This is a genomic window from Anabaena sp. FACHB-83 (genome assembly GCF_014697485.1).
Taxonomy (GTDB): Bacteria; Cyanobacteriota; Cyanobacteriia; order Cyanobacteriales; family Nostocaceae; genus Nostoc_B.
This window is the reverse complement of sequence record NZ_JACJRY010000002.1, coordinates 307080-327110: the sequence shown is the minus strand read 5'-3', so window position 1 is coordinate 327110 and position 20031 is coordinate 307080. Positions and strand designations below refer to the sequence as shown.

Sequence of the window (20031 nt, the reverse complement as noted above, 5' to 3'; positions counted from 1 at the left end):
CCTCTAGCCTCTAGCCTCTAACCTCTCACCCCTAACCTCTAATCTCTCCATTTAATGTAAGTCGGTGATAAAGGAATCCAAAATGAGTAGTAACCTAGCCCTCAAACTGCGTACTGGTACGCAAAAAGCCCACACCGCCGCCGAAAATGTGGGATTTATGAAATGTTTTCTGAAAGGTGTGGTTGATAAAGACTGCTTTGCAAAGTTTTTGGGTAACTTGTATTTTGTTTACAGTGAACTCGAAGCAGCATTAGCCAATCAGCAAAACAACCCGGTAATTGGTGGAATGTACTTTCCTGAATTAAATCGTCAGGCAGCTTTAGAAACAGACATGGTATTTTACTATGGCAGCAACTGGCGCAATTTAATCGCACCTTCTAACAATGGCAAAAAATACATCGCCCGGATTCAACAATTATCTGCTTATGAACCTGCATTATTAATTGGTCACGCCTACACGCGCTACATGGGCGACCTTTCTGGTGGTCAGATGTTACAAAAAATTGCTCAATCTACCCTCAAGCTGTCTGGCTATGAGGGTACTTCTTTTTATAACTTTGACCAAATTCCCGACAAAAAAGCATTTAAGGACAAATACCGCGAAGCTTTAAACGCTGTAGCAGTGGATGATGCGACAGCCGAGAGAATTGTTGCTGAAGCTAACTATGCCTTTAGTTTAAATATGCAAATGGCTGAGGAACTAGAAGGAAGTTTAATTAAAGCGATCGGTCAAGTATTATTTAATAACTTGACCCGTGCTAATAATCCTGGTAGTACAGAAGCAACTGCCACTAATTAATTTTCGCAAAATTTTGCTGTTTGGTTTGAGTCAACACATCATGCACTACAACTGATATCTAAACTAGACAGCAGTTACAAGAAAGAGAGATGAGAGGCTAGAAGCTAGGGACTAGAGAATAGTAGTTTTACTCAGCACTTTCCAGGTAGTTAAAGTTCTTCTCTAGCCTCTAACCCCTAGCCTTTAACCTTTATTTGCAATACAAACAAGTACTTAGGCTGATTTTTTGTGAGTTTGAAAATCTAGCCTACCCATTACATTGGAGGTTTTGATGGTATTCATATTACCCAGTGTCAAGTTTGATTTGGATTTGATCAAAAAGTACGACACAGCAGCACCGAGATATACAAGTTATCCACCAGCTACCGAGTTAAACGAAGCATTTACAACAGATGATTTTCATACAGCGATCGCAGCTTCCAACCACAGAAAATCTCCGCTATCATTTTATTTCCACATTCCTTTCTGTCAAAGTGCTTGTTATTTCTGCGGCTGTAATACAGTAATTTCCAACAACAAGAATATTGCCAAGCCTTATCTAGAACATTTAGCACAAGAAATCAAGCAGATGTCTACCTTAATTTCTCCCGATAGAAAGGTATTGCAAATGCACTGGGGTGGCGGTACACCGAACTACTTAGACTTAGAACAAGTAGAATTTTTGTGGAAGAAGATTACACAGCATTTTGAATTTGACCCCCAAGCCGAAATTTCCATTGAAATTAATCCCCGCTACGTTGACAAAGAATATATTTTCTTTTTGCGGGAGATAGGATTTAATCGTGTGAGTTTTGGTATCCAAGACTTCAATAATGAAGTCCAAGTCGCTGTGAATCGCATCCAGCCAGAGGACTTATTATTTAATGTCATGGATTGGATTAAAGCAGCTAAGTTTGATAGTGTGAACGTTGATTTAATTTATGGTTTACCTTATCAAACACTGCAAACATTTCGAGAGACGATTAGAAAGACCGTTGCATTAGATCCCGACCGCATTGTGGTGTTTAACTTTGCCTATGTGCCTTGGTTAAAACCAGCACAAAAAAATATTCCTCCAGAAGCATTACCAAAACCGCAAGAAAAGTTAGAAATTCTCAAAATGACCATTGAGGAATTAACCAGTAGCCAGTATTTATTTATTGGGATGGATCATTTTGCTAAACCGAACGATGAATTAGCGATCGCGCAAAGAAATCGCACCCTACAACGCAACTTCCAAGGTTACACCACCCACGCTGGTACAGATTTGTTTGGGTTTGGTGCTACATCAATTAGTATGTTGAACGATGCCTACGTCCAAAACCATAAACAACTCAAAGATTATTATCAAGCAGTTGATAATCATGTTTTACCTGTGAGTAAAGGTATCAAACTTACTCAAGATGACATTATCCGCCGGGATGTCATTATGTGTATCATGTCTCATTTTCAGTTGTACAAACAAGATATTGAAGAGAAATACAACATCAATTTTGATGAATATTTCTCCCAAGAATTAGCAGCATTACAACCATTAGTTGAAGATGGACTACTAAAATTATCTGCCCATCACCTACAAATTACCGATACTGGCAGGTTATTAGTGAGAAATATTGCCGTTGTTTTTGATGCTCATAATCAACAACAAGATAAGCAATTTTCTAGGGCAATTTAATTCTAACTGGTGATGAAATTCTGCATTATTTTCAGCATCTTGGTATCACTGTGTAAGTCCTAAGAAGCAATACTATAGTCATATTTTAGTCAATGTATTAGGTGTAAGCCGTAACGCACCACAAGCTTTGCGGTAAATTTTGCTGTAATATTCATGCAGCAAGGTTGAGTGCGAGCAAATGAAAAAAATCTGGCTGCTGAGTTTGACTATAGCGAGTGTTGGTGTATTGCCCTTATGGTTGGGTCTGGGTTCTTTACCAAGGTCGATATCTTCGACAATTCCCACCGCCAAAACCATCCGCTACTTTGAACGCACTTTACCCCAAGGTACAGCTCATGTTTTGTTAATTCCAGCCAACAGCAAATTTGTAGTCACTCCAGCATTATCTCCGCAGACAAACACTGTAGAGGAATTTGCCCAAAAGCATCAAGCTGTGGCTATTATCAACGCTGGCTTTTTTGACCCAGCCAACGAAAAATCTACATCTTATATTATTGCTAATGGTCAATTGGTAGCTGACCCCAGAAATAATGAGAGATTGATTAATAATCCCAAATTAAGACCTTACTTGATTGCAATTTTAAATCGGAGTCAATTTCGCCGCTACTTGTGTGGAGAAACAACCCGCTATGCCATAGCTGTGCATAATGAAACCCCACCAGCCAAATGTCGCATAATTGACGCTATTGGTGCTGGGCCACGACTGTTACCAAAACTCACATCAGAGCAAGAAGCTTTTGTAGATAATACTAACGGACGCGATGCAATTGGAAGTAAACAACTCAACGCTAGAACGGCTGTTGGTATTACCCGCGATCGCAGTATTCTTTTAGTGATGGTAGCTCAAAAGCCTTCACAACCAAATAATTCTGGTGTATCTCTATCGCAACTAGCAGATTTAATGAAAAAGCTGGGCGCATCCGAAGCCATGAACTTAGATGGTGGTAGTTCATCTTCCCTTTATTACAACGGTAAAGCTTTCTACGGCAAAGTTGATTCACAAGGCAATGTCATCAAGCGACCTGTAAAATCAGTTTTATTAGTTAAAGACATAACAGGAGACAGGTAATAGGCTTCCAGCCGAACGGTGACAGATGACAGGGTTAAAGGCTTTGTGCTGTCATTCATTTTATGGGGTAGACATCAAAATTTTTACACCCTCATACTATAAAGCTGCAAGGTAACATAACAAGGCTGACAGTTGACCATTGCCAAACCATTGAGGTGACAACGATCCTAATTGACTAAGCTAGAAATAAATTTAGGTTTCCATAAAGGAATGCAACTATGGCGATCGCTCACCGTTGCCAGACAATTTAAAGCTTGTCATAACCATCATAAAGTTGTCCAGGAGTCAGCACATTATCTAACTGCCAAATTTGAAATTTAGAACTGAGATAAATTCGTTCTGGGGTGGTATATAGTCCCATTGCGCGGTCAAAAAAACGTTCAAATCCCGATAATTGATGGCGATCGTTCACTCCCAACAACATTAACCGCGAACTTTGATAAGTAGTAAATGCCAGACTAATTTGCTGGAGCTGCAACCAGTCAATAAAATGATGCGAAGCAAGTATTTCTACAGGAAGAGCAGCCTGGGCATTAGATTGTAAAAGCATAAACAAAAAATATATCAATGTAGATTAGGTGGAACGAGGTGAAACCCAAAAATATCAAGGTTTTTGCATATTGGGTTTTGTTTCTAAACCCAACCTTTTTAGTTACCAAACATACATACGTATAAAATCAGGTTAACAGGTGATTTAAGTTAATTTAAATACCACTAATCAATAAAAATTAAACCAGCAATTATACATAAATAAACTGTCTGCAACTTCTTTTGACATCAGTTAAGCACAGTAATAGTACTGTAAATTTTTATATCAATTTAAGCTAAAAAAGTATAAGTATTTTTTTCATTTTTAGGTGTTCGTTTCACCTTTTCTAGTTTGCTGAGGTACAAGTTTCTCTGCGTTTATCTGGGTGCATCTGCGGTTAATTCTTCCTCTCTACTACCTCACTAGAGTCAGAAATACTATAGCCCAATTAACCCTCCAGACAAAGATTGAAACATTATGGCATCTACTGTTACTACTGCTATAAAGCAAACTCTAGTCATTATTGATGCAGGAATTGATGACTATCAAATACTAAAGTCAGGCATCCTACCCACCGCTAAAGTCACCGTCCTCAACAAACATACAGATGGTATTACTCAAATCAGCGCCCTGTGCAGCAACTACCCAGCAGCAAGTATTCAGATAATTGCTCACGGTAGCCCAGGTTGCTTGCAACTAGGTAATAGCCAACTCAATTTAGACAACCTCCACAGCTACAGCCAACAACTACAACAATGGCAAGCCACAGAAATTCTGATTTATGGGTGTGAAGTTGCTCAAGGAGAACAGGGTAAAAGCTTTATCCAGAAGCTACACCAAATTACCAAGGCGAACATTGCCGCCTCAGCCGGAAAAATTGGCAACGCCCAACAAGGAGGAAGTTGGGAACTAGAACACAAGCTAGGGGAAATCACTTCCGATGTGGCTTTGTCAGCAGAAATTAGACAAGCCTACCCTGGAGTTTTAGTCACCTTTACCACCGCCACCAACTTCAGCGTTGGCACTAGTCCTTATTCAGTCACAGTGGGCTACTTCAACGGTGACAGCATCCTTGACTTGGCTGTTGCTAACTCCGGCAGCAACAATGTCTCAGTGTTGTTAGGCGACGGCTTAGATGGCTTTGGCACCGCCACCAACTTCAGCGTTGGCACTAGTCCTTATTCAGTCACAGTGGGCTACTTCAACGGTGACAGCATCCTTGACTTGGCTGTTGCTAACTCCGGCAGCAACAACGTCTCAGTGTTGTTAGGCGACGGCTTAGGCGGCTTTGGCACCGCCACCAACTTCACTGTCGGCACTAGTCCTTATTCAGTCACGGTGGGAGACTTCAATGGTGACAGCATCCTTGACTTGGCTGTTGCTAACTCCGGCAGCAACACCGTCTCAGTGTTGTTAGGCGACGGCTTAGGCAACTTCGGCACCGCCACCAACTTCACTGTCGGCACTAGTCCTTATTCAGTCACGGTGGGAGACTTCAACGGCGATGGCAAGCTCGACTTGGCTACCGCTAACGAAAACAGCAGCAACGTCTCAGTGCTGTTAGGCAACGGCTCAGGCGGCTTCGGCACACCTACCAACTTCACCGTCGGTAATGCTCCCCAGTCAGTCACAGTGGGAGACTTCAACGGCGATGGCAAGCTCGACTTGGCTACCGCTAACGAAAACAGCAGCAACGTCTCAGTGCTGTTGAGTACCACCAAAATCAGCATTGCTGCCGGCACCAACCCCAAAGAAGGCATTGCAGATGGCACATTTACCATTACCCTCGATTCTCCTGCCCCAAATGGTGGCTTAACCGTCAACTTCAACACCAACGGTAGCAACGCCACTACTACCAATGACTACACTCTAGAAGCCGGCACAAATATTACTGCTGTCTCAGGCAACACTTTTACCATTGCTCCTGGACAAACTACTGCCACCTTAAGAGTTGTAGCTGTAGCTGATAATGTCACCGACCCCAATGAAACAGTTACTCTTAACCTAGAATCTGGCTCAGACTACATCCTGGACACAAATAATACCGCTACTTTAACAATTGTAGAACCTGTTGCCCCGGTCATTACTCTCACCAGCACAACTCCCATCACCTACACAGAAAATGATGCGGCTACAACCATCGACTCTAGCCTCACCGTTAACGATGTTAATTCCACCAACCTAAATAGTGCCACCATCAGCATTACTAGTGATTCTATTAGAGACGGAGATATCCTTGAGTTCACTAACCAAAATGGCATCACTGGCAGTTATAGCGATGGTGTTTTGACTTTAACTGGTACTGCCACCGTTGCCCAATATCAAACCGCACTGCGAAGTGTTAAATATCGCAACAGCAGCGATAACCCCAGTACCACCACCCGTACCATTAGTTTTGTTGTCAATGATGGCGACCTAGATAGTAATACTGTCACCCGTAATATTAGTGTGAGTGCAGTTGATGATGCCCCTACTATCATTGCTACTAGCCGCACCCTCCAATACACCGAAAACGCGACTACAGCCATTGACTCTAACCTGATAGTTAACGATCCCGACTCCACAAACTTGACTGGTGCCACTGTCAGCATTACTAGTGGTTTTGTCAGCACAGAAGACATTTTGAGCTTTACTAATCAAAACGGCATCACTGGCAGATACAGCAACGGTGTTTTGACTTTAACTGGTACTGCTACTGTTGACCAATATCAAGAGGCACTGCGAAGTATTACATATCGCAACCGCAGCGAAAAACCCAGCACTGTCACCCGCACCATCAGCTTTGTCGTCAATAATAACTTTTCCAGTAATACCGCCACTCGTAATATTAATGTAAGTTCAGTCAATGATGCCCCTGTTGTTGTTACTACTAAGAATGCTGTTAAATATATCAACAACAGCAGCATAACTATTGACTCTAACATTACTGTTACCGATGTTGATTCCCCTAACTTAACTATTGCCGTAATTCGCATTAATGATGGTTTTAATAGCCTAGAAGACATCCTTGAGTTCACTGAGCAAAATGGGATAAATGGCGACTACGATAATGGTTTTTTAACCTTAAGTGGTACTGCCACAGTTGCTCAATATCAAGCAGCACTGCGAAGTATTAAATATCGTAACAGCAGCGATAACCCCAGTACAGGTACTCGCACTATCAGTTTTCTTGTTTATGATGGCGTTGCAGATAGTATCGCTGTTACTCGTAATGTGAATGTGGGGATAAATGAAGCAACAGGATTGACTAACCCCAAAGATGATGTCTTTTTCTTGTCAGGTGAGAATGAAAAAGTCAGACTGAAAGTTCAGTTGACAGGACGTAGTGCCAATGTCGTCAATGAACTGGGTTTCTTTACTGTTGATGATCCTCAAGGTACGATTGACGGTATCGCTCCTGGTGCAAATGGTTATGCCGAAGCTGCATTAACCAGGTCAAAGGTAATTTTATCGGCGCTAAAGAATAACCCCAATGGCTTTGACTATAATAATCTCAGCACCATACTAGAACTAGATAATAGTCAGAATTTCCGCTTTTTATTAGTGACAGACGGTACCCTTGATTCTGTACGCAACAATTCCAGCTTGATTAACAAGTTACTGTTTTCTAGTGTCACCACACAAAAAGTTACTGACTTGGGTGAAAATGCTTTCTCTGTGGGTTGGAAAGACCCTTTTAATAACAATGCGACAGAGTTTAATCATTTAGTGGTGAGAATTCAGCAAACAGATCAAGATTTACCTTTGGGTACAAATCTGCAAAATAATTCCCAAGCGGAACTGATTGATTTACGAGATGTTCAAACTGCGGTGAAAGCCGAATTTTCGGTTTATAGAGAAGCAACCTACGACAACTATGTCGGCTTCTATCAGGTAGTTGATGAAAATGGGGGAATTGATACCAATGGTGACGGCAAGGTTGATTTACTTACAGGACAAGCAGGTTATATTGAGGCTGCGGTGCGGAATCGAGTCGCGGGAATTGATTTGGCGGTAAGTAATCAAGGTAGTGCTTCTTTGACTGGTACTTTCCAACCAGGGGGAATCTTTGTTCCGTTTATTATTGTGAATGGTCGTCCCGATGCGCTGTTAGATAGTAATCCAAATAATGATCCGGCCATTTATTTCCCGTTTTTGGGGGCTAATGCTGACAAAACTGATCACATTCGCTTACTAGGAAATAATACCTTTGGTTTTGAAGATATATCTGGTGGTGGCGATCGCGATTTTAATGATTTAATCGTCAAAATCAATCTTTCAACCGTGGTATAAATTTTCTATTCACAGGCAGATAATACTTATTAAGTAGGGTGTGTTACGGCTACGCAAGGATTTCGGAACTTAAGAAGGTGAAAAATAGCCGTAACACACCATCTTTCTCGATGCGTTCAGCGTTGCCATAATACACACCGTAATTTGAAGTATTACATTTTAAAATATCCTCTCAGGATAAGCAAATTTTGACCCAATTTCTACTTCACAGTTGACTGTGCATAGGCTTCATATACGCCTTTGACGTTGTACCAATTGAGAAAAATTCGAGCTACTTCCAAAGCTAATTGGGGTTTACCTAATTTAATCAGCCAGCGTAGAAAGGGAGCCATTGTATTTTCATTCAGCAGGCCATTAAGTGAGAGAATTCCCCACAGTAAACGGTGCAGCCATGTCATTTGAATCATCATTCGCACTTCCCAAGTGGGATGCTTTTGGTAAAACAAAACTCCCATGCGTCCGCGTTGAATTTCTTTTTCAATCAAGTTTGGAATTTGTTCTAAATTAAAGGGTGGATGCCAATGATATCCTACGGCGGCGGGACATTTAATTAGTTGTAGTCCTAAATTTTTCAGTCGGACACCTAATTCCAAATCTTCCCATCCATAAAGTTGAAAACCAGTATCAAATAAGCCAGCTTTAGTCAACCAATGTTTAGGAATAGCGACGTTACCTGTAGCGAAAAAAGCCGCAGAGAAATCGGTAATTTTATAAGGTTCCGCCGTGGGATTCTCGAAGTTACAAGTATTAATTACTGCACCGTAAGTAAAAAAGCGATCGCTTCCTAATTTCTCTTTTCCCTGCAATAATGCGTCAGCGTGAGCTTGTAGAAAGTTTTCCAGCACTACTAAATCGCTATCGATAAATATAATCGTATCACCAAGTGCTTGCTCTACCCCCAAATTCCGCGCCGCCGCCGGGCCAGCATGGTCTTGCTGAAAGCATCGCACATGGGGAAACTCTTGCTTGTGTGCCGCCAACCATTCTAAGGTTCCATCATTAGAACCATCATCTACTAAAACAACTTCGTAATCAGTAACGATAGTTGACGCACTCAATTCCTGCATTTCCAAGGCTCGGAGGCACTTTTCTAAAATCGGCAGACGATTGTAAGTTGGTATCACAACACTGAAAAACACATTCTCACCCACAACAGAAATTACCCATCTCCAGCTTATGACAATACTGTACTAGACACGGTTCCTGATTGGTCAAGGAGTGGAGAGAGGCAAGGTAGAGGGGGTAGACAAGGTAGAAATATTACTCCCTTATCCTCCTTGTCTCCCTTATCCTCCTTGTCTCCCTTGTCTTTCCTTCCCCCTACGGTCTATTTGTATCAGAAACGATATTAGTTCAACCAAAATCCAGCTACTTTTGCATCTTTCAGGCTAAGTCTCGCTAAAATATCATCGCTGCCATCTTTAAACGACAATTTCCATAAGTAAACTTGATAGTCTTGCTGATTTAATTTTGTTAAGAAAACAGAGGAATAACCTTTCTTGAGGCGTGGCGCTAATTGTTTACTCACATGGGTAAATATTTGTTTGGTTAAACCTTCTTTAAAATCTGGACTTCCTTGAGAGATAAACTGGGTATAATTGTTTTGTTCAATGGCATTGATGAGATTTGTAAAAGTTTTTTGTACAGTTTGTTCTGGTTGATTACTGGGTGTTGATTTAACTCGTTCTTCCACAGTAGCAGCCTGTACATCTTTTGCCATTACTAAAGTCAAGGGTGACATAGTAATAATTGCTGCAATTACCAAGGCTATTTTATTCACTTGCATCAAAATTCTCTTAATTCATATATTATCTGTCACCGATAATAACTCAAAAAACTTCAGATCCTTGATTCCTTTAAGAAGTCAAGGATCTGGTTTGCTCATCATATCTGCAATAGTCCTTCGGGATTAACTGAGAAGAGCGATCGCCTCTGTAAACCTTCCCGGTGTAAAATCTCGTTGGCGGCTAATAAACCACTACTCACAGCACGTTCCATTAAACCGCAGGGAAAAGGCATTTTTACCCAGTCACCCGCAAATATTAAGTTCGGAATATTAGTACTGGTTTCGGGACGTTCAGCATAACTATGGGGTGGATATCCTGAAAAGTTATGTTGGTTCACTAATTCTCGATGCAATATTTTGGCTTGTTTTAACTCTGGCACAATGTTGTATAGTTCTTGTTCAAAAGTTTCTAGCAAAGCTGCTTGGGTAGGAAATTGCTTTTCTTTGTAACAATAGGCATGTAATTCAACCACACTACCACCAGTGCGTTGTGACCACTCAATAAATTGTTGTTGAATGCGATGATAAAGAGTGATGCTATCTGTTAATTGGTAGCCAGATAAAGAAGTAAAATTACTTTGTTGCCATTCAAAATCGCGGTCAAACCAAAAGCGACATACGGCAAAAGGGTCAGCAATACTCAGCTTTTCGACTTGGCTTTGTACTGTTTTATCAACATCGCCATTGATGCGCTGAAATAATGTTTGCACGCCCGGAACATCGGTAGCAAAAATATAATAATCAGCTTGGAGTTTTGCTGGCGATGGCAACTCTTGATTAACTGCTACTAGTTGCAATTCATCACCATCTCGTTGTGCTACTTGAAACTTAGCTAAATCTCGTTTAGCCGGGCCTTTGATAACTTTACCATCCGCCGCAAATTTAGCCCCATGACAAGGACATTGAAAACTACCATCCTCTGCTTTTTGGACAGTGCAACCTTGATGAGTGCAGGTGAGAGAAATTGCTTGCTGAGAACCTACAGGTAATGCAAATACTTCATCAGCCGCGCCAAAATACTCTATCTTGTCATCTGCGATCGCAGTATTTTGTTTCACCGTCAACGGCGCAGAATTATAATTACCATCGGTGCTATATTTCACACCCTCAATTTTACCGTTGGCTGCCACAACTTCAGTCACAGTTGCATCGGTAATAATTTTACCGCCACGCTGCACAATTGCCTGAGCGATCGGTTGGACTAAACTTGTCCCCATATCATCTTTAGTACCATTAAAAGCCAGTCCTTCAGGATTACCAAAAAAGTAAAAATGAAAGAACTGCATCAGTTCTCCCACACTCATTAAATCTGGTGCATTCAAGCTAGATTTGGCAAAAGGCAGAAAATATAAATCATATAAACCTTGGGGAAATTCTGTTTCTACCCAATCAGCCACAGATATATTATCAAATCGCTGATAATTTTTGTCTCTTTGAAAGCCTGTGATAGCTTGAAAGACTTGCAGATGTTTGATTTTCGTTAAATTAATGCCCCAACGCAAACGATTAGGAGATGCGATCGCTAAGTCTATAATATTCCAAGGAAAAGCCGAATGACTGGGGCGAAATACCTCTGGTTTGTATTTAGCATCTTGATAAACCACAGAGTAAAAGTTTAGCGATTGAAAATTATCCTTTATTCCCAATTCTGCTACTAAACTATTCAAGTTATAGTACTGGGGAAAAAAGCCATGAAACCCATGTTCCATCATAAAGGTTTCACCAGCCGCCTCGATTTGCCAACTAGCAATTTTGCCACCTAATTGGGGAGATTTTTCTAATAGTGTGACAATAAATCCTCGTTGACTTAATTCATAAGCACAAGCTAAACCTGCTAAACCACCCCCAATCACAACAACAGTTTTAGGTTTATTTAATATTTGTGGCAAATCTAGAGTATCTTTTTGAAATACCGTTGGTTTAGGCTTACTAAACCGCGAGTATCCTGTAACTCCTGCAACTGTACCAACACCGAACAACTTCAGCAGTGTACGACGGGAGATAGTAGATGATTCCAGCAAATTAGGTATTTGGCTCATTGGTTACAAAATTAACTTTTCCCATCTAACAAAGTCGTGAAATGATCACTGTGAGTTCGCAGATTGTATTGTTAAGAATATTTCTGTGATCACCGTGCTAAGTCCCGAACTGAATTATTTTGCCAGAATGGCAGAAATTGTCAAGAGTAAACAATCCTATAAACTAAATGAGATGAAATATTGGCGCGAAACCATCGCTGTCACCCAGCGCATCTTAATTGAATTACTCCGTCGGCGACGTAGCCTCATTTTTTGGAGTATTTTTCCAATTTCCGTCTTAATTCTCGGTGGGTTTATTTTAGCAGAACGCGCAAAATTACCAATCAACGCAGCTTTTGAATATACTGCACCTTCCACATTAGTCGGTGCAGCTTTATTTTTTAGTTGTTTGGGTGGGACAGTTGCAACTGTCGTTGCAGAACGAGAACAGCAAACTCTCAAACGCTTGTTTCTCTCACCATTGAGTGGTATATCCTACTTTCTCGGAATTTTTTTAGCTCATAGTTGCATTGGCTTAGGACAAGCTTTACTCGTGTATACTGTTGCTGCGTTGTGGGGCGCGACATTTAAAGGTTCAATTTTTTTAGGATTAATCATTATTTTGATGAGTATCGCTGCTTATGTCGGCTTAGGTTTTATTTTAGGTACACAATTAGCTAGGCGAATTGAAGATGTAAATTCCTTAGTTGCTGCCTTTGGTGTACCTTTATTAATCTTAGGTGGAGCCTTTTTACCAAGTTCATTGTTTCCGAAAAGTTTAATCAAAATTGCTCAATACAACCCGATTTATCACATGAATGAGGCATTCGTGGGAGTTTCCACAAATGGCAAGCAACTTAGTGAAATTGCATCACATTTTTGGTTTTTATTAATTTTTACTTTGGTAATGATAACTAGTGGATGGTTATCTTATCGCAGAATGTTACTAGTAGAAAGAAAATTATGAATAGGGAAAAATAAATTATTTTGATAAGTAATACATATAGCGGTTCTCACTTTAGTGATACCATTTCACTTTAAAAATGATACGGATATGCAAGTAGCGCCTCGACTTCGCTCGGCGACCAGAAGCAGAGTTGCAGAGGAAGCGATTTCTATCAGTAATTTCGTGAAATGGTATGAGGTACAAGAACCCCACCCCCAACCCCTCCCCGCAAGCAAGGAGGGGCTATGATGTACCTCATGTGATTAGGAAACGCCATAAACTATGGATTCTTCAATAACAACAAATTCTAATTCTGACCAATTACGAAACCTACTATTCTCTTAACTGAACCGTATTGAACTATAACCAATTACCAATTAAAACATAAGCAGACCAAAAACTAGGCGCTTTGTAATTAGGATGTTGCAAGATTTTGAGTTGAGCATGACGGAGAGCTTGAGCTTTGCTGATGTTTCCTTTGTTTAGCTCTTGATAAAATTCACTAACAAACAAAGCTGTTGATTCATCATCAATTTGCCACAGAGAAGCTAGGGTGCTACGCGCACCGGCTCTGATGGCTGTACCTGCGAGTCCTAAAGCGGCGCGTTTGTCTCCGGTTGCAGTTTGACAGGCGCTTAATACTAATAGTTCGACTGCTTGTGTTTGAGTTTCATCTCGATTGCGAAGTAAGCTGTCAAATTGTTTGACATTAATCGGCCCATCGGCAGCTAAGATAAAGGTCTTGTCAGCACTAGAACTAAACTGGCCGTGGGTGGCTAAATGTACGATATTGAAAGGAACTGAGTTGACTGCTTTTTCGAGAGCTATGCTGGTAAATTCCTGATCTATTAGATTGGTTGTAGCAATTCCCGCACTGGAAATCGAATTAACTTCCATGTGAATTGCTGGTAATGGTGCCAAGTTGGGAAAGTCTGCTGGAGGTTGCGTTAATCCAGCTGCTAAAGCTTTTAATTGTTGTTGTACTATGGGCTGAGGATTTTGCAGTTGTAAACCAACACTTAAAGCGATCGCATATTTTTCAATTAAGAATTTTTCCCCATTGTAAAGCGATGCCATTGGGATGTTACGCAAGACACCATCCAGTACAAAAACCAGAGTGTCAACTTTCCTGGCTGATAATTCCGACTCAACAGGTTTAATCAGCCAGTTATAAATAATCTGCGATTGGCTTTTCACAGCATTAGTCGCTGTGGGATTCACCAAGAGTTTTTGCAGGTTGGTAACAATTGTTTCTACTTCTGCTTGAGTAATATTGATGCTGTAAAGTTTTAGAGTTTGGTTGGGTAGTTTGACAATTACCTGGAGTTGTTGCGGGAGAATAATCGGATAAAAAATCGCAGTGGTGGGATTTTCGATATCTACAACTTGATCGAGAACAATATTTTTCCCTTCTAAACAAGCTTCTTGGAAGAAGTTATCTATTTCTGCTAATTGCAAAGCTTCTATGCGCTGACGTGCTTGATCTAAGATTTTCTCATTTTGTTGCTCTGCTGGAGATTGCAAGAGTAACTCGACTGATTGACGATAAAGCGGTTCAACGCTCTCTCGAAAATTAAATTGTATGTCTTGATTGATGGTTGCTAAATCACTCCGTATAGATTTGATAGTATCGACTGCGGCATCATAAGCAGCGATCGCACCTGTAAAATTTTTTTTCTGCCAAAGTACTCTGCCCAACTGCCACTGCAAACGATAGGCAATATCTGGGATAATGCTACTCTGGGCTAAAATTAACCCTTGTTGAGTTAGACTTTGCGCCTCTGACCATTGTTGAGTTTGTTCGTACAAATGACCTAAACTCAAAAGCGCATTGGCTTCGGTGCGGCGATCGCCTAAACTCTGAGATTGTTTGACAGTATTAGCTAAAATTTGCGCGATTTTTCGCATATCTGGCAGTTGAGAGTACAGATGAGCATATTTTTGACGATTCGCAGTTTTTAGTTTAATCAAGCTTTGGGCGTAATTAATCTGGGAGTAAATAGCCTTGCGACTAGGGGGGAGTTGATTCAGTTGAGATTGAATCTCAGGTAATATTGACAGCGCCTCTGTGAGTTTTTGCTCTTCAATTAACAGACTTAGATAATTCAGTTGTGCAGAAACTTTGGTTAAAGGTGAAGTAGATAGTTTGATAGCTTGTTGATAATAGGCGATCGCATCTGGTTTTTTTTCTTGTTTGCGTGCATTGTTGCCCAAACTCAACACAGTAGCTGCCGTATCATAATCAGATTTTAAGCGTTGAGCGATCGCTAAACTTTGTGCTAAAACTTCTTGGGATTTTTCCAGACTTCCCGATATTAACAAGGCGTTACCCAGCGATCGCAATCCTACAGCTTTTTCCAGGGAATCTGGTTGTGATTGCAACTGTTGATTAACTACCTCTAGCATTTTAATGGCACGACGGTAAAAGCCTTGTGTGTGCCAAGCTTGTGCTTGATTAATTTGCGATCGCACCACACCACTATAATTGTGTGTTTGCTGATAAATTTGCTCAGTTTGCTGCCAACTGATTAAAGCTGCTTCTGGCTTGCCCATCAACAGTTGCAGACGACCTTGAATTTCTAGTGATTGGGCGAATATTGGCGAATTTTGACTATTTTCCAGCAATTGTAAACTTTCAATAATTGCTTGCTGCGCCTTTGTCAGTTCGCCTAATTGTTGGTAAGCCAGGGATAAATTACTGAGGGTAGTAGCTAGTTTAAGTTTATCTCCTGTCTGTTTATATGCTTGGGCTGCTTTGGTTAATACTTCTACCGCTTCCGCAAAACGTCCAGCATCATAAAGAGTTTTACCTTGTTCTAAATCAGTAATGGTTACATTTGTCAATGAAGATGCTGTGTAAATATGATCAGGTAAAGTTGCCAGCACAGGCGAACTCAGCACCAACAGTAGACTGACTACAAAATACAACAATAAACTTAAAATGTGAGTGATTTTGCGGATATTGAGCCAAAAATCCCTAATTTTGGTTTTGATGGGCATGGCAACGAGGAGATGATTAAATAAAAAAGTATAAAGGATGGGGGTTGAAAGTTAAAGACTAAAAACAATTTATTTCATACTTCATGCTTCATACTTCAGCTTTCAAAGATGATTACACCAATGCGTATATTTGTTTTAATTTTTAATGCTCACACAGACAACGAGGGGATTCACACAGTGCGAGTTGGCGATCGCAATAAAATTCTCATGTTTGAGTCAGAAGACGATGCTCTGCGCTTCGCCCTGATGTTAGAAGCTCAGGATTTCCCAACACCAACAGTCGAAGCGATCGATTCAGAAGAAATCAAGGAATTTTGCGAAAGTGCTGGTTACGACTGGGAAATCGTTCCCGAAAATAGTGATTTAATCGTACCACCAGAACTCAACGTCGAGGAAACCGACTGGGAAGCAGAAGCCGCCACCAATGATAGTGATTATCCAGAACAAGTTCCACCCGCCGCAGAAACAGAATTTTCTGAGTCGGAACTCGACAGTATTCGCCGCAAACTAGAAGGATTATTGTAGTTAGTTATTGCTGATGAGTCATTGGTCATTGTTTACTGACAAATGACTAATGACAAATAACAAATAACGCAGGAAACAAAAAAATGGCAGATTTGCAGGAACGCGGGCATCTTCTCACAGAACAAATCAATCCTCTCAGTCAAAATTTAGATCAACTGAGTTCTTTAGAATTAGTAGAACTGTTTAATATAGAAGACCAAAAAGCAGTAGCCGCAGTAGCCGCAGCTAAAGTTGAATTAGCTCAAGCCATTGAAAAGACAGCAGAGCGACTACAGCAAGGCGGACGCTTATTTTATATCGGTGCTGGCACCAGTGGTAGATTAGGCGTATTAGATGCAGCTGAATGTCCTCCTACTTTTTGTACACCTCCAGAATTAGTCCAGGGAATCATTGCTGGTGGTGCTGGCGCATTAGTCCGCAGTTCTGAGGATTTAGAAGACCGCGCCCAAGATGGCGAAGCTGCGATCGCTCAACGACATATCACCCAATTAGATGTAGTAGTGGGGATTACGGCTGGCGGAACAACCCCCTTTGTACATGGGGCGCTGAATGCGGCTCGTCAAAGAGGAGCCGTCACTATATTTATTGCCTGTGTGCCGCAAGAACAAGTTAGTATCGACGTTGATATTGATATTCGGTTGTTAACAGGGCCAGAAGTATTAGCTGGTTCAACTCGCTTAAAAGCTGGTACAGCCACCAAGCTGACCTTAAACATCTTGTCTACTGGGGTAATGGTGAAGCTGGGTAAGGTTTATGGTAATCGGATGGTGGATGTTGCTGTCACAAATCAAAAACTCCGCGATCGGGCTTTGCGAATTCTCCAAGACCTCACAGGTTTAAGTAGAGAAACTGCCGGTCTATTACTAGAACGTAGCGGTAAATGGGTGAAACTCGCTTTATTAATGCACTGGACTGGCTTAGAAAAACAAGCAGGCGATCGACTATTATCAGAAAACCAAGGTAATCTCCGCGCCGCAGTAGCCAGCTACAACAACACCAAAGCTTAAGTATCACCAAATTTAAAACTCAATTTTTCTGCAAAACATCTGGCTGGCTGCTACTAGATTTTGGTGGTCAGCCTTTTTGATGTTTTGCCTCTAGAATATTGCAACAGTCATACCAATTCACGAAATCACGCAACTACGCGGTAATCGAGCGAAGACGAGATTACCGCCTACACATATCTTGCACCATTCTCAATAACCGTAGGGTGGGCAATGCTTACAACTTAAAAATCAAGGTTTGAGCGAATTTTTAGCATTGCCCACCCTGCCTTACTTGCAATAAACCAACTGCTGCAAGATGTGAACCTAGTCGTTTGCATTAGCCCCAAACTGTAAGTCTGACAGGTTTATATGCTATCCGCAAATCTTAGTAAAAAATCAAAAATTTAATTACAAGTCTATCAATGTCTATTAAAGTGTAAAAAAACTTGATATTACATTTGGCAATCTTAATTGTTATTAAAATTATTTTCTACACACGAATAAAAATAATCAACTACTCAACCACATTTTATTTGCAAATGAAAAATATCAACAACCCTTGCGTGTTGGGCATTTTAGCAGTCTTGATTATGTAATTTAAATATCTCATAGCTTACGAAATCAGACAATTTAGTTTTCCTACAAAAAAACACCTAACAAAATAATCAGGTTGATGATTGGTGCTACAGGTTACATATAATCTAAAATTATACAAAAGATACCCAAAGCCTTATATAAACAGCTTTAGAATTTCACGAATATTCAGAATTTTAGTGGAAAATTTAGTTATTGCGTATAATTACTAGTTTTTTATGATACTCAATAATTCATATTTCTTCTGTTAGTTACGAGTTTTTTCTAGTACCAATCACATAAATATTAAGTTAACCTGAATCACATTGTGTTTCCTGCCTTATTTACGCAATTTCTCGGATATCGAGAAACCGAGCAAGTTTAGTGTTCCCTATTGAGTTCAAGATTTTATTCATGACTAAAGTTAATTCTTTGTTATGTTCCTTGGTCGCGTCTACTGCACTTTTGGGACAAACATTTTCTAGTGCATTAGCAGTTACCCCCATTAACATTACAGTTAGATCAGGAGCAAGACAAACATTTCAAGGGTTAGGATTTAGCTCAACAGTTGCTGGTGGTAATAAATATTCCCAACTCACACAATCACAAAAAAACACACTGCAAAAATTAGTGTGTAATGATGCCAAATTCAAGGTTGTCCGGCTATGGTTCCAAGCTCATAAATACTCACCCCAACCAGGTATTGAAAATATGCCTGTGTTCGTCAATCCTTATGTAAAATCAGGATTTATTGCTGATGCCTTAGCAAATGGATGCACAACATTGCTCTTAGCGCCTGATTTTCTCCCACCTTATATGAAGTCTGAAGATAGTGCCTACATAAAAGACACTGAGATATTTAACTATGCAGCTCTTTTAGCAAACTTCATCTATCGTATGAAGCAGGAATATGGAGTCAAAATTCACGCAACAGGCATATTAAACGAGCCTAATGATAATCCCATCAAATTCAAAGATTCTCAATGGCCTGTGATGATTACAGCACTACGCCAAGAGTTAGATAACCGTAATTTAAAAGATGTCAAAATAGTTACACCAGAGTTGGCAAATGCTGATAGTATAGCTGTTCGCATCATCAAAGCTATCAAAAATAACCCTGAAGCATGGAAAGCATTAGCCGCCATTTCCACCCACTCTTACAACATGGCCGCCGCACCCTGGATAAGCTCTCTACTTGAAGGAACAGATAAAGAATATTGGATAACAGAAGCTGGTACTACCGGCCCAGAAGAACCCGGAGATGCACTGATAGCTGCTTCTGGTGCTTCTCGCTTCCTCAATGATATGAACAACCGGGTAACTCACTGGATTTGGTTTATTGGACATGGAGTATCACATCCCGAAGATAACTCTACAAGGTTAATTCCTTACACTATTAGTCCGTTTAAATATCAACTGTTCCAGAAATATCATTACTTCAAGCAACTAACCCGCACTTTTGATATTGGAGCCGTATTCCGAAAAAGCTATAGTTCACTAGAAAAAGATATGACCTGGAGTTCTGGCAAAAAGCCCCGAATTATAGTAGCTAGTGCCAAAAACCCCGATGGTTCTTGGGGAATCGGAATCAGTAATTATACTTCCGACAAATTTTTCTTTCCTCTTCCTGCTGAATTTGGTTATCCAAAAGGCACATTGGTGAGCGATGCTCAATCTGGTCGTGCAGCAGAAGCATTCGCTGTCACAGTCTTTATCGAAGAACTAGCCCAAGCTGGTGACATCAAGATGAAAATGTATCGTTCCAACAGCAATGTTAATAATGTCTACATAGGCTCTGCTGTGATGCGGAAAGGAACAGTGACTATTCCCAAAGTAGATAGTTTGGATCTCATCACTCTCCGCAGTCTGTGAAT

General features: G+C 40.6%; 13 protein-coding genes. 8 read left to right on the top strand and 5 right to left on the bottom strand.

Features of this window, described 5'->3' with window-relative positions; genetic code table 11:
• Nucleotides 1–82: 82 nt before the first annotated feature.
• From H6G79_RS03580 to H6G79_RS03570, 3 genes are all read left to right on the top strand, one after another.
• The gene (locus H6G79_RS03580) at nucleotides 83–799 is read left to right on the top strand and encodes a heme oxygenase (biliverdin-producing) (protein ID WP_190589818.1); all 717 of its coding nucleotides are present in this window, start codon (nucleotides 83–85) and stop codon (nucleotides 797–799) included.
• Between the two features lie 271 nt (nucleotides 800–1070).
• Nucleotides 1071–2453, top strand: coding sequence for an oxygen-independent coproporphyrinogen III oxidase (gene hemN / locus H6G79_RS03575; protein ID WP_190589819.1), 1383 nt, complete (start codon nucleotides 1071–1073; stop codon nucleotides 2451–2453).
• A 178-nt stretch (nucleotides 2454–2631) separates the two neighbouring features.
• Nucleotides 2632–3522: a phosphodiester glycosidase family protein gene (locus H6G79_RS03570; RefSeq protein ID WP_190589820.1), complete on the top strand. Its 891-nt coding sequence runs from the start codon at nucleotides 2632–2634 to the stop codon at nucleotides 3520–3522.
• Between the two features lie 247 nt (nucleotides 3523–3769).
• On the opposite strand, the gene H6G79_RS03565 is transcribed toward H6G79_RS03570, so the two are convergent.
• Nucleotides 3770–4072 carry a DUF4915 domain-containing protein gene (locus H6G79_RS03565; protein ID WP_199331496.1) on the bottom strand — a complete coding sequence of 101 codons (303 nt, stop codon included), beginning with the start codon at nucleotides 4070–4072 and terminating at the stop codon, nucleotides 3770–3772.
• Between the two features lie 456 nt (nucleotides 4073–4528).
• Here H6G79_RS03565 and H6G79_RS03560 point away from each other — a divergent pair, with 456 nt between their 5' ends.
• A complete protein-coding gene (locus tag H6G79_RS03560; protein ID WP_190589821.1) occupies nucleotides 4529–8323 on the top strand; it encodes a DUF4347 domain-containing protein in 3795 nt (1264 codons plus the stop codon).
• 200 nt (nucleotides 8324–8523) lie between these two features.
• Here H6G79_RS03560 and H6G79_RS03555 read toward each other — a convergent pair whose 3' ends face one another.
• From H6G79_RS03555 to H6G79_RS03545, 3 genes are all read right to left on the bottom strand, one after another.
• A complete protein-coding gene (locus tag H6G79_RS03555; protein ID WP_313933878.1) occupies nucleotides 8524–9474 on the bottom strand; it encodes a glycosyltransferase in 951 nt (316 codons plus the stop codon).
• Nucleotides 9475–9671: 197 nt separating this feature from the next.
• Nucleotides 9672–10109, bottom strand: coding sequence for a hypothetical protein (locus H6G79_RS03550; protein ID WP_199331495.1), 438 nt, complete (start codon nucleotides 10107–10109; stop codon nucleotides 9672–9674).
• A 98-nt stretch (nucleotides 10110–10207) separates the two neighbouring features.
• On the bottom strand, nucleotides 10208–12148 hold the full coding sequence (locus H6G79_RS03545) for an FAD-dependent oxidoreductase (protein WP_190589823.1): 1941 nt from the start codon (nucleotides 12146–12148) through the stop codon (nucleotides 10208–10210).
• A 172-nt stretch (nucleotides 12149–12320) separates the two neighbouring features.
• Here H6G79_RS03545 and H6G79_RS03540 point away from each other — a divergent pair, with 172 nt between their 5' ends.
• The gene (locus tag H6G79_RS03540; protein ID WP_190589890.1) at nucleotides 12321–13094 is read left to right on the top strand and encodes an ABC transporter permease; all 774 of its coding nucleotides are present in this window, start codon (nucleotides 12321–12323) and stop codon (nucleotides 13092–13094) included.
• 339 nt (nucleotides 13095–13433) lie between these two features.
• Here H6G79_RS03540 and H6G79_RS03535 read toward each other — a convergent pair whose 3' ends face one another.
• Nucleotides 13434–16073, bottom strand: coding sequence for a CHAT domain-containing protein (locus H6G79_RS03535; RefSeq protein ID WP_190589824.1), 2640 nt, complete (start codon nucleotides 16071–16073; stop codon nucleotides 13434–13436).
• A 108-nt stretch (nucleotides 16074–16181) separates the two neighbouring features.
• Here H6G79_RS03535 and H6G79_RS03530 point away from each other — a divergent pair, with 108 nt between their 5' ends.
• The 3 genes from H6G79_RS03530 to H6G79_RS03520 all read left to right on the top strand — a co-directional run bounded on the left by H6G79_RS03530 (nucleotide 16182) and on the right by H6G79_RS03520 (nucleotide 20029).
• Nucleotides 16182–16598 carry a DUF3110 domain-containing protein gene (locus H6G79_RS03530; protein WP_190589825.1) on the top strand — a complete coding sequence of 139 codons (417 nt, stop codon included), beginning with the start codon at nucleotides 16182–16184 and terminating at the stop codon, nucleotides 16596–16598.
• Between the two features lie 83 nt (nucleotides 16599–16681).
• Nucleotides 16682–17605 (top strand): N-acetylmuramic acid 6-phosphate etherase, encoded by a 924-nt coding sequence (gene murQ / locus H6G79_RS03525; RefSeq protein WP_190589826.1) that lies wholly within the window; start codon nucleotides 16682–16684, stop codon nucleotides 17603–17605.
• A gap of 966 nt (nucleotides 17606–18571) precedes the next feature.
• Nucleotides 18572–20029 (top strand): hypothetical protein, encoded by a 1458-nt coding sequence (locus H6G79_RS03520; RefSeq protein ID WP_190589827.1) that lies wholly within the window; start codon nucleotides 18572–18574, stop codon nucleotides 20027–20029.
• Nucleotides 20030–20031 lie beyond the last annotated feature (2 nt).

What these genes read in the sequence shown, in the direction of transcription:
- H6G79_RS03570 (WP_190589820.1), top strand. Translation starts at nt 2,632, where the DNA reads ATGAAAAAAATCTGGCTGCTGAGTTTGACTATAGCGAGTGTTGGTGTA.
- murQ (WP_190589826.1), top strand. Translation starts at nt 16,682, where the DNA reads ATGGCAGATTTGCAGGAACGCGGGCATCTTCTCACAGAACAAATCAAT.
- H6G79_RS03550 (WP_199331495.1), bottom strand. Translation starts at nt 10,109, where the DNA reads ATGCAAGTGAATAAAATAGCCTTGGTAATTGCAGCAATTATTACTATG.
- H6G79_RS03565 (WP_199331496.1), bottom strand. Translation starts at nt 4,072, where the DNA reads ATGCTTTTACAATCTAATGCCCAGGCTGCTCTTCCTGTAGAAATACTT.
- H6G79_RS03545 (WP_190589823.1), bottom strand. Translation starts at nt 12,148, where the DNA reads ATGAGCCAAATACCTAATTTGCTGGAATCATCTACTATCTCCCGTCGT.
- hemN (WP_190589819.1), top strand. Translation starts at nt 1,071, where the DNA reads ATGGTATTCATATTACCCAGTGTCAAGTTTGATTTGGATTTGATCAAA.
- H6G79_RS03540 (WP_190589890.1), top strand. Translation starts at nt 12,321, where the DNA reads ATGAAATATTGGCGCGAAACCATCGCTGTCACCCAGCGCATCTTAATT.
- H6G79_RS03520 (WP_190589827.1), top strand. Translation starts at nt 18,572, where the DNA reads ATGACTAAAGTTAATTCTTTGTTATGTTCCTTGGTCGCGTCTACTGCA.
- H6G79_RS03530 (WP_190589825.1), top strand. Translation starts at nt 16,182, where the DNA reads ATGATTACACCAATGCGTATATTTGTTTTAATTTTTAATGCTCACACA.
- H6G79_RS03560 (WP_190589821.1), top strand. Translation starts at nt 4,529, where the DNA reads ATGGCATCTACTGTTACTACTGCTATAAAGCAAACTCTAGTCATTATT.
- H6G79_RS03535 (WP_190589824.1), bottom strand. Translation starts at nt 16,073, where the DNA reads ATGCCCATCAAAACCAAAATTAGGGATTTTTGGCTCAATATCCGCAAA.
- H6G79_RS03580 (WP_190589818.1), top strand. Translation starts at nt 83, where the DNA reads ATGAGTAGTAACCTAGCCCTCAAACTGCGTACTGGTACGCAAAAAGCC.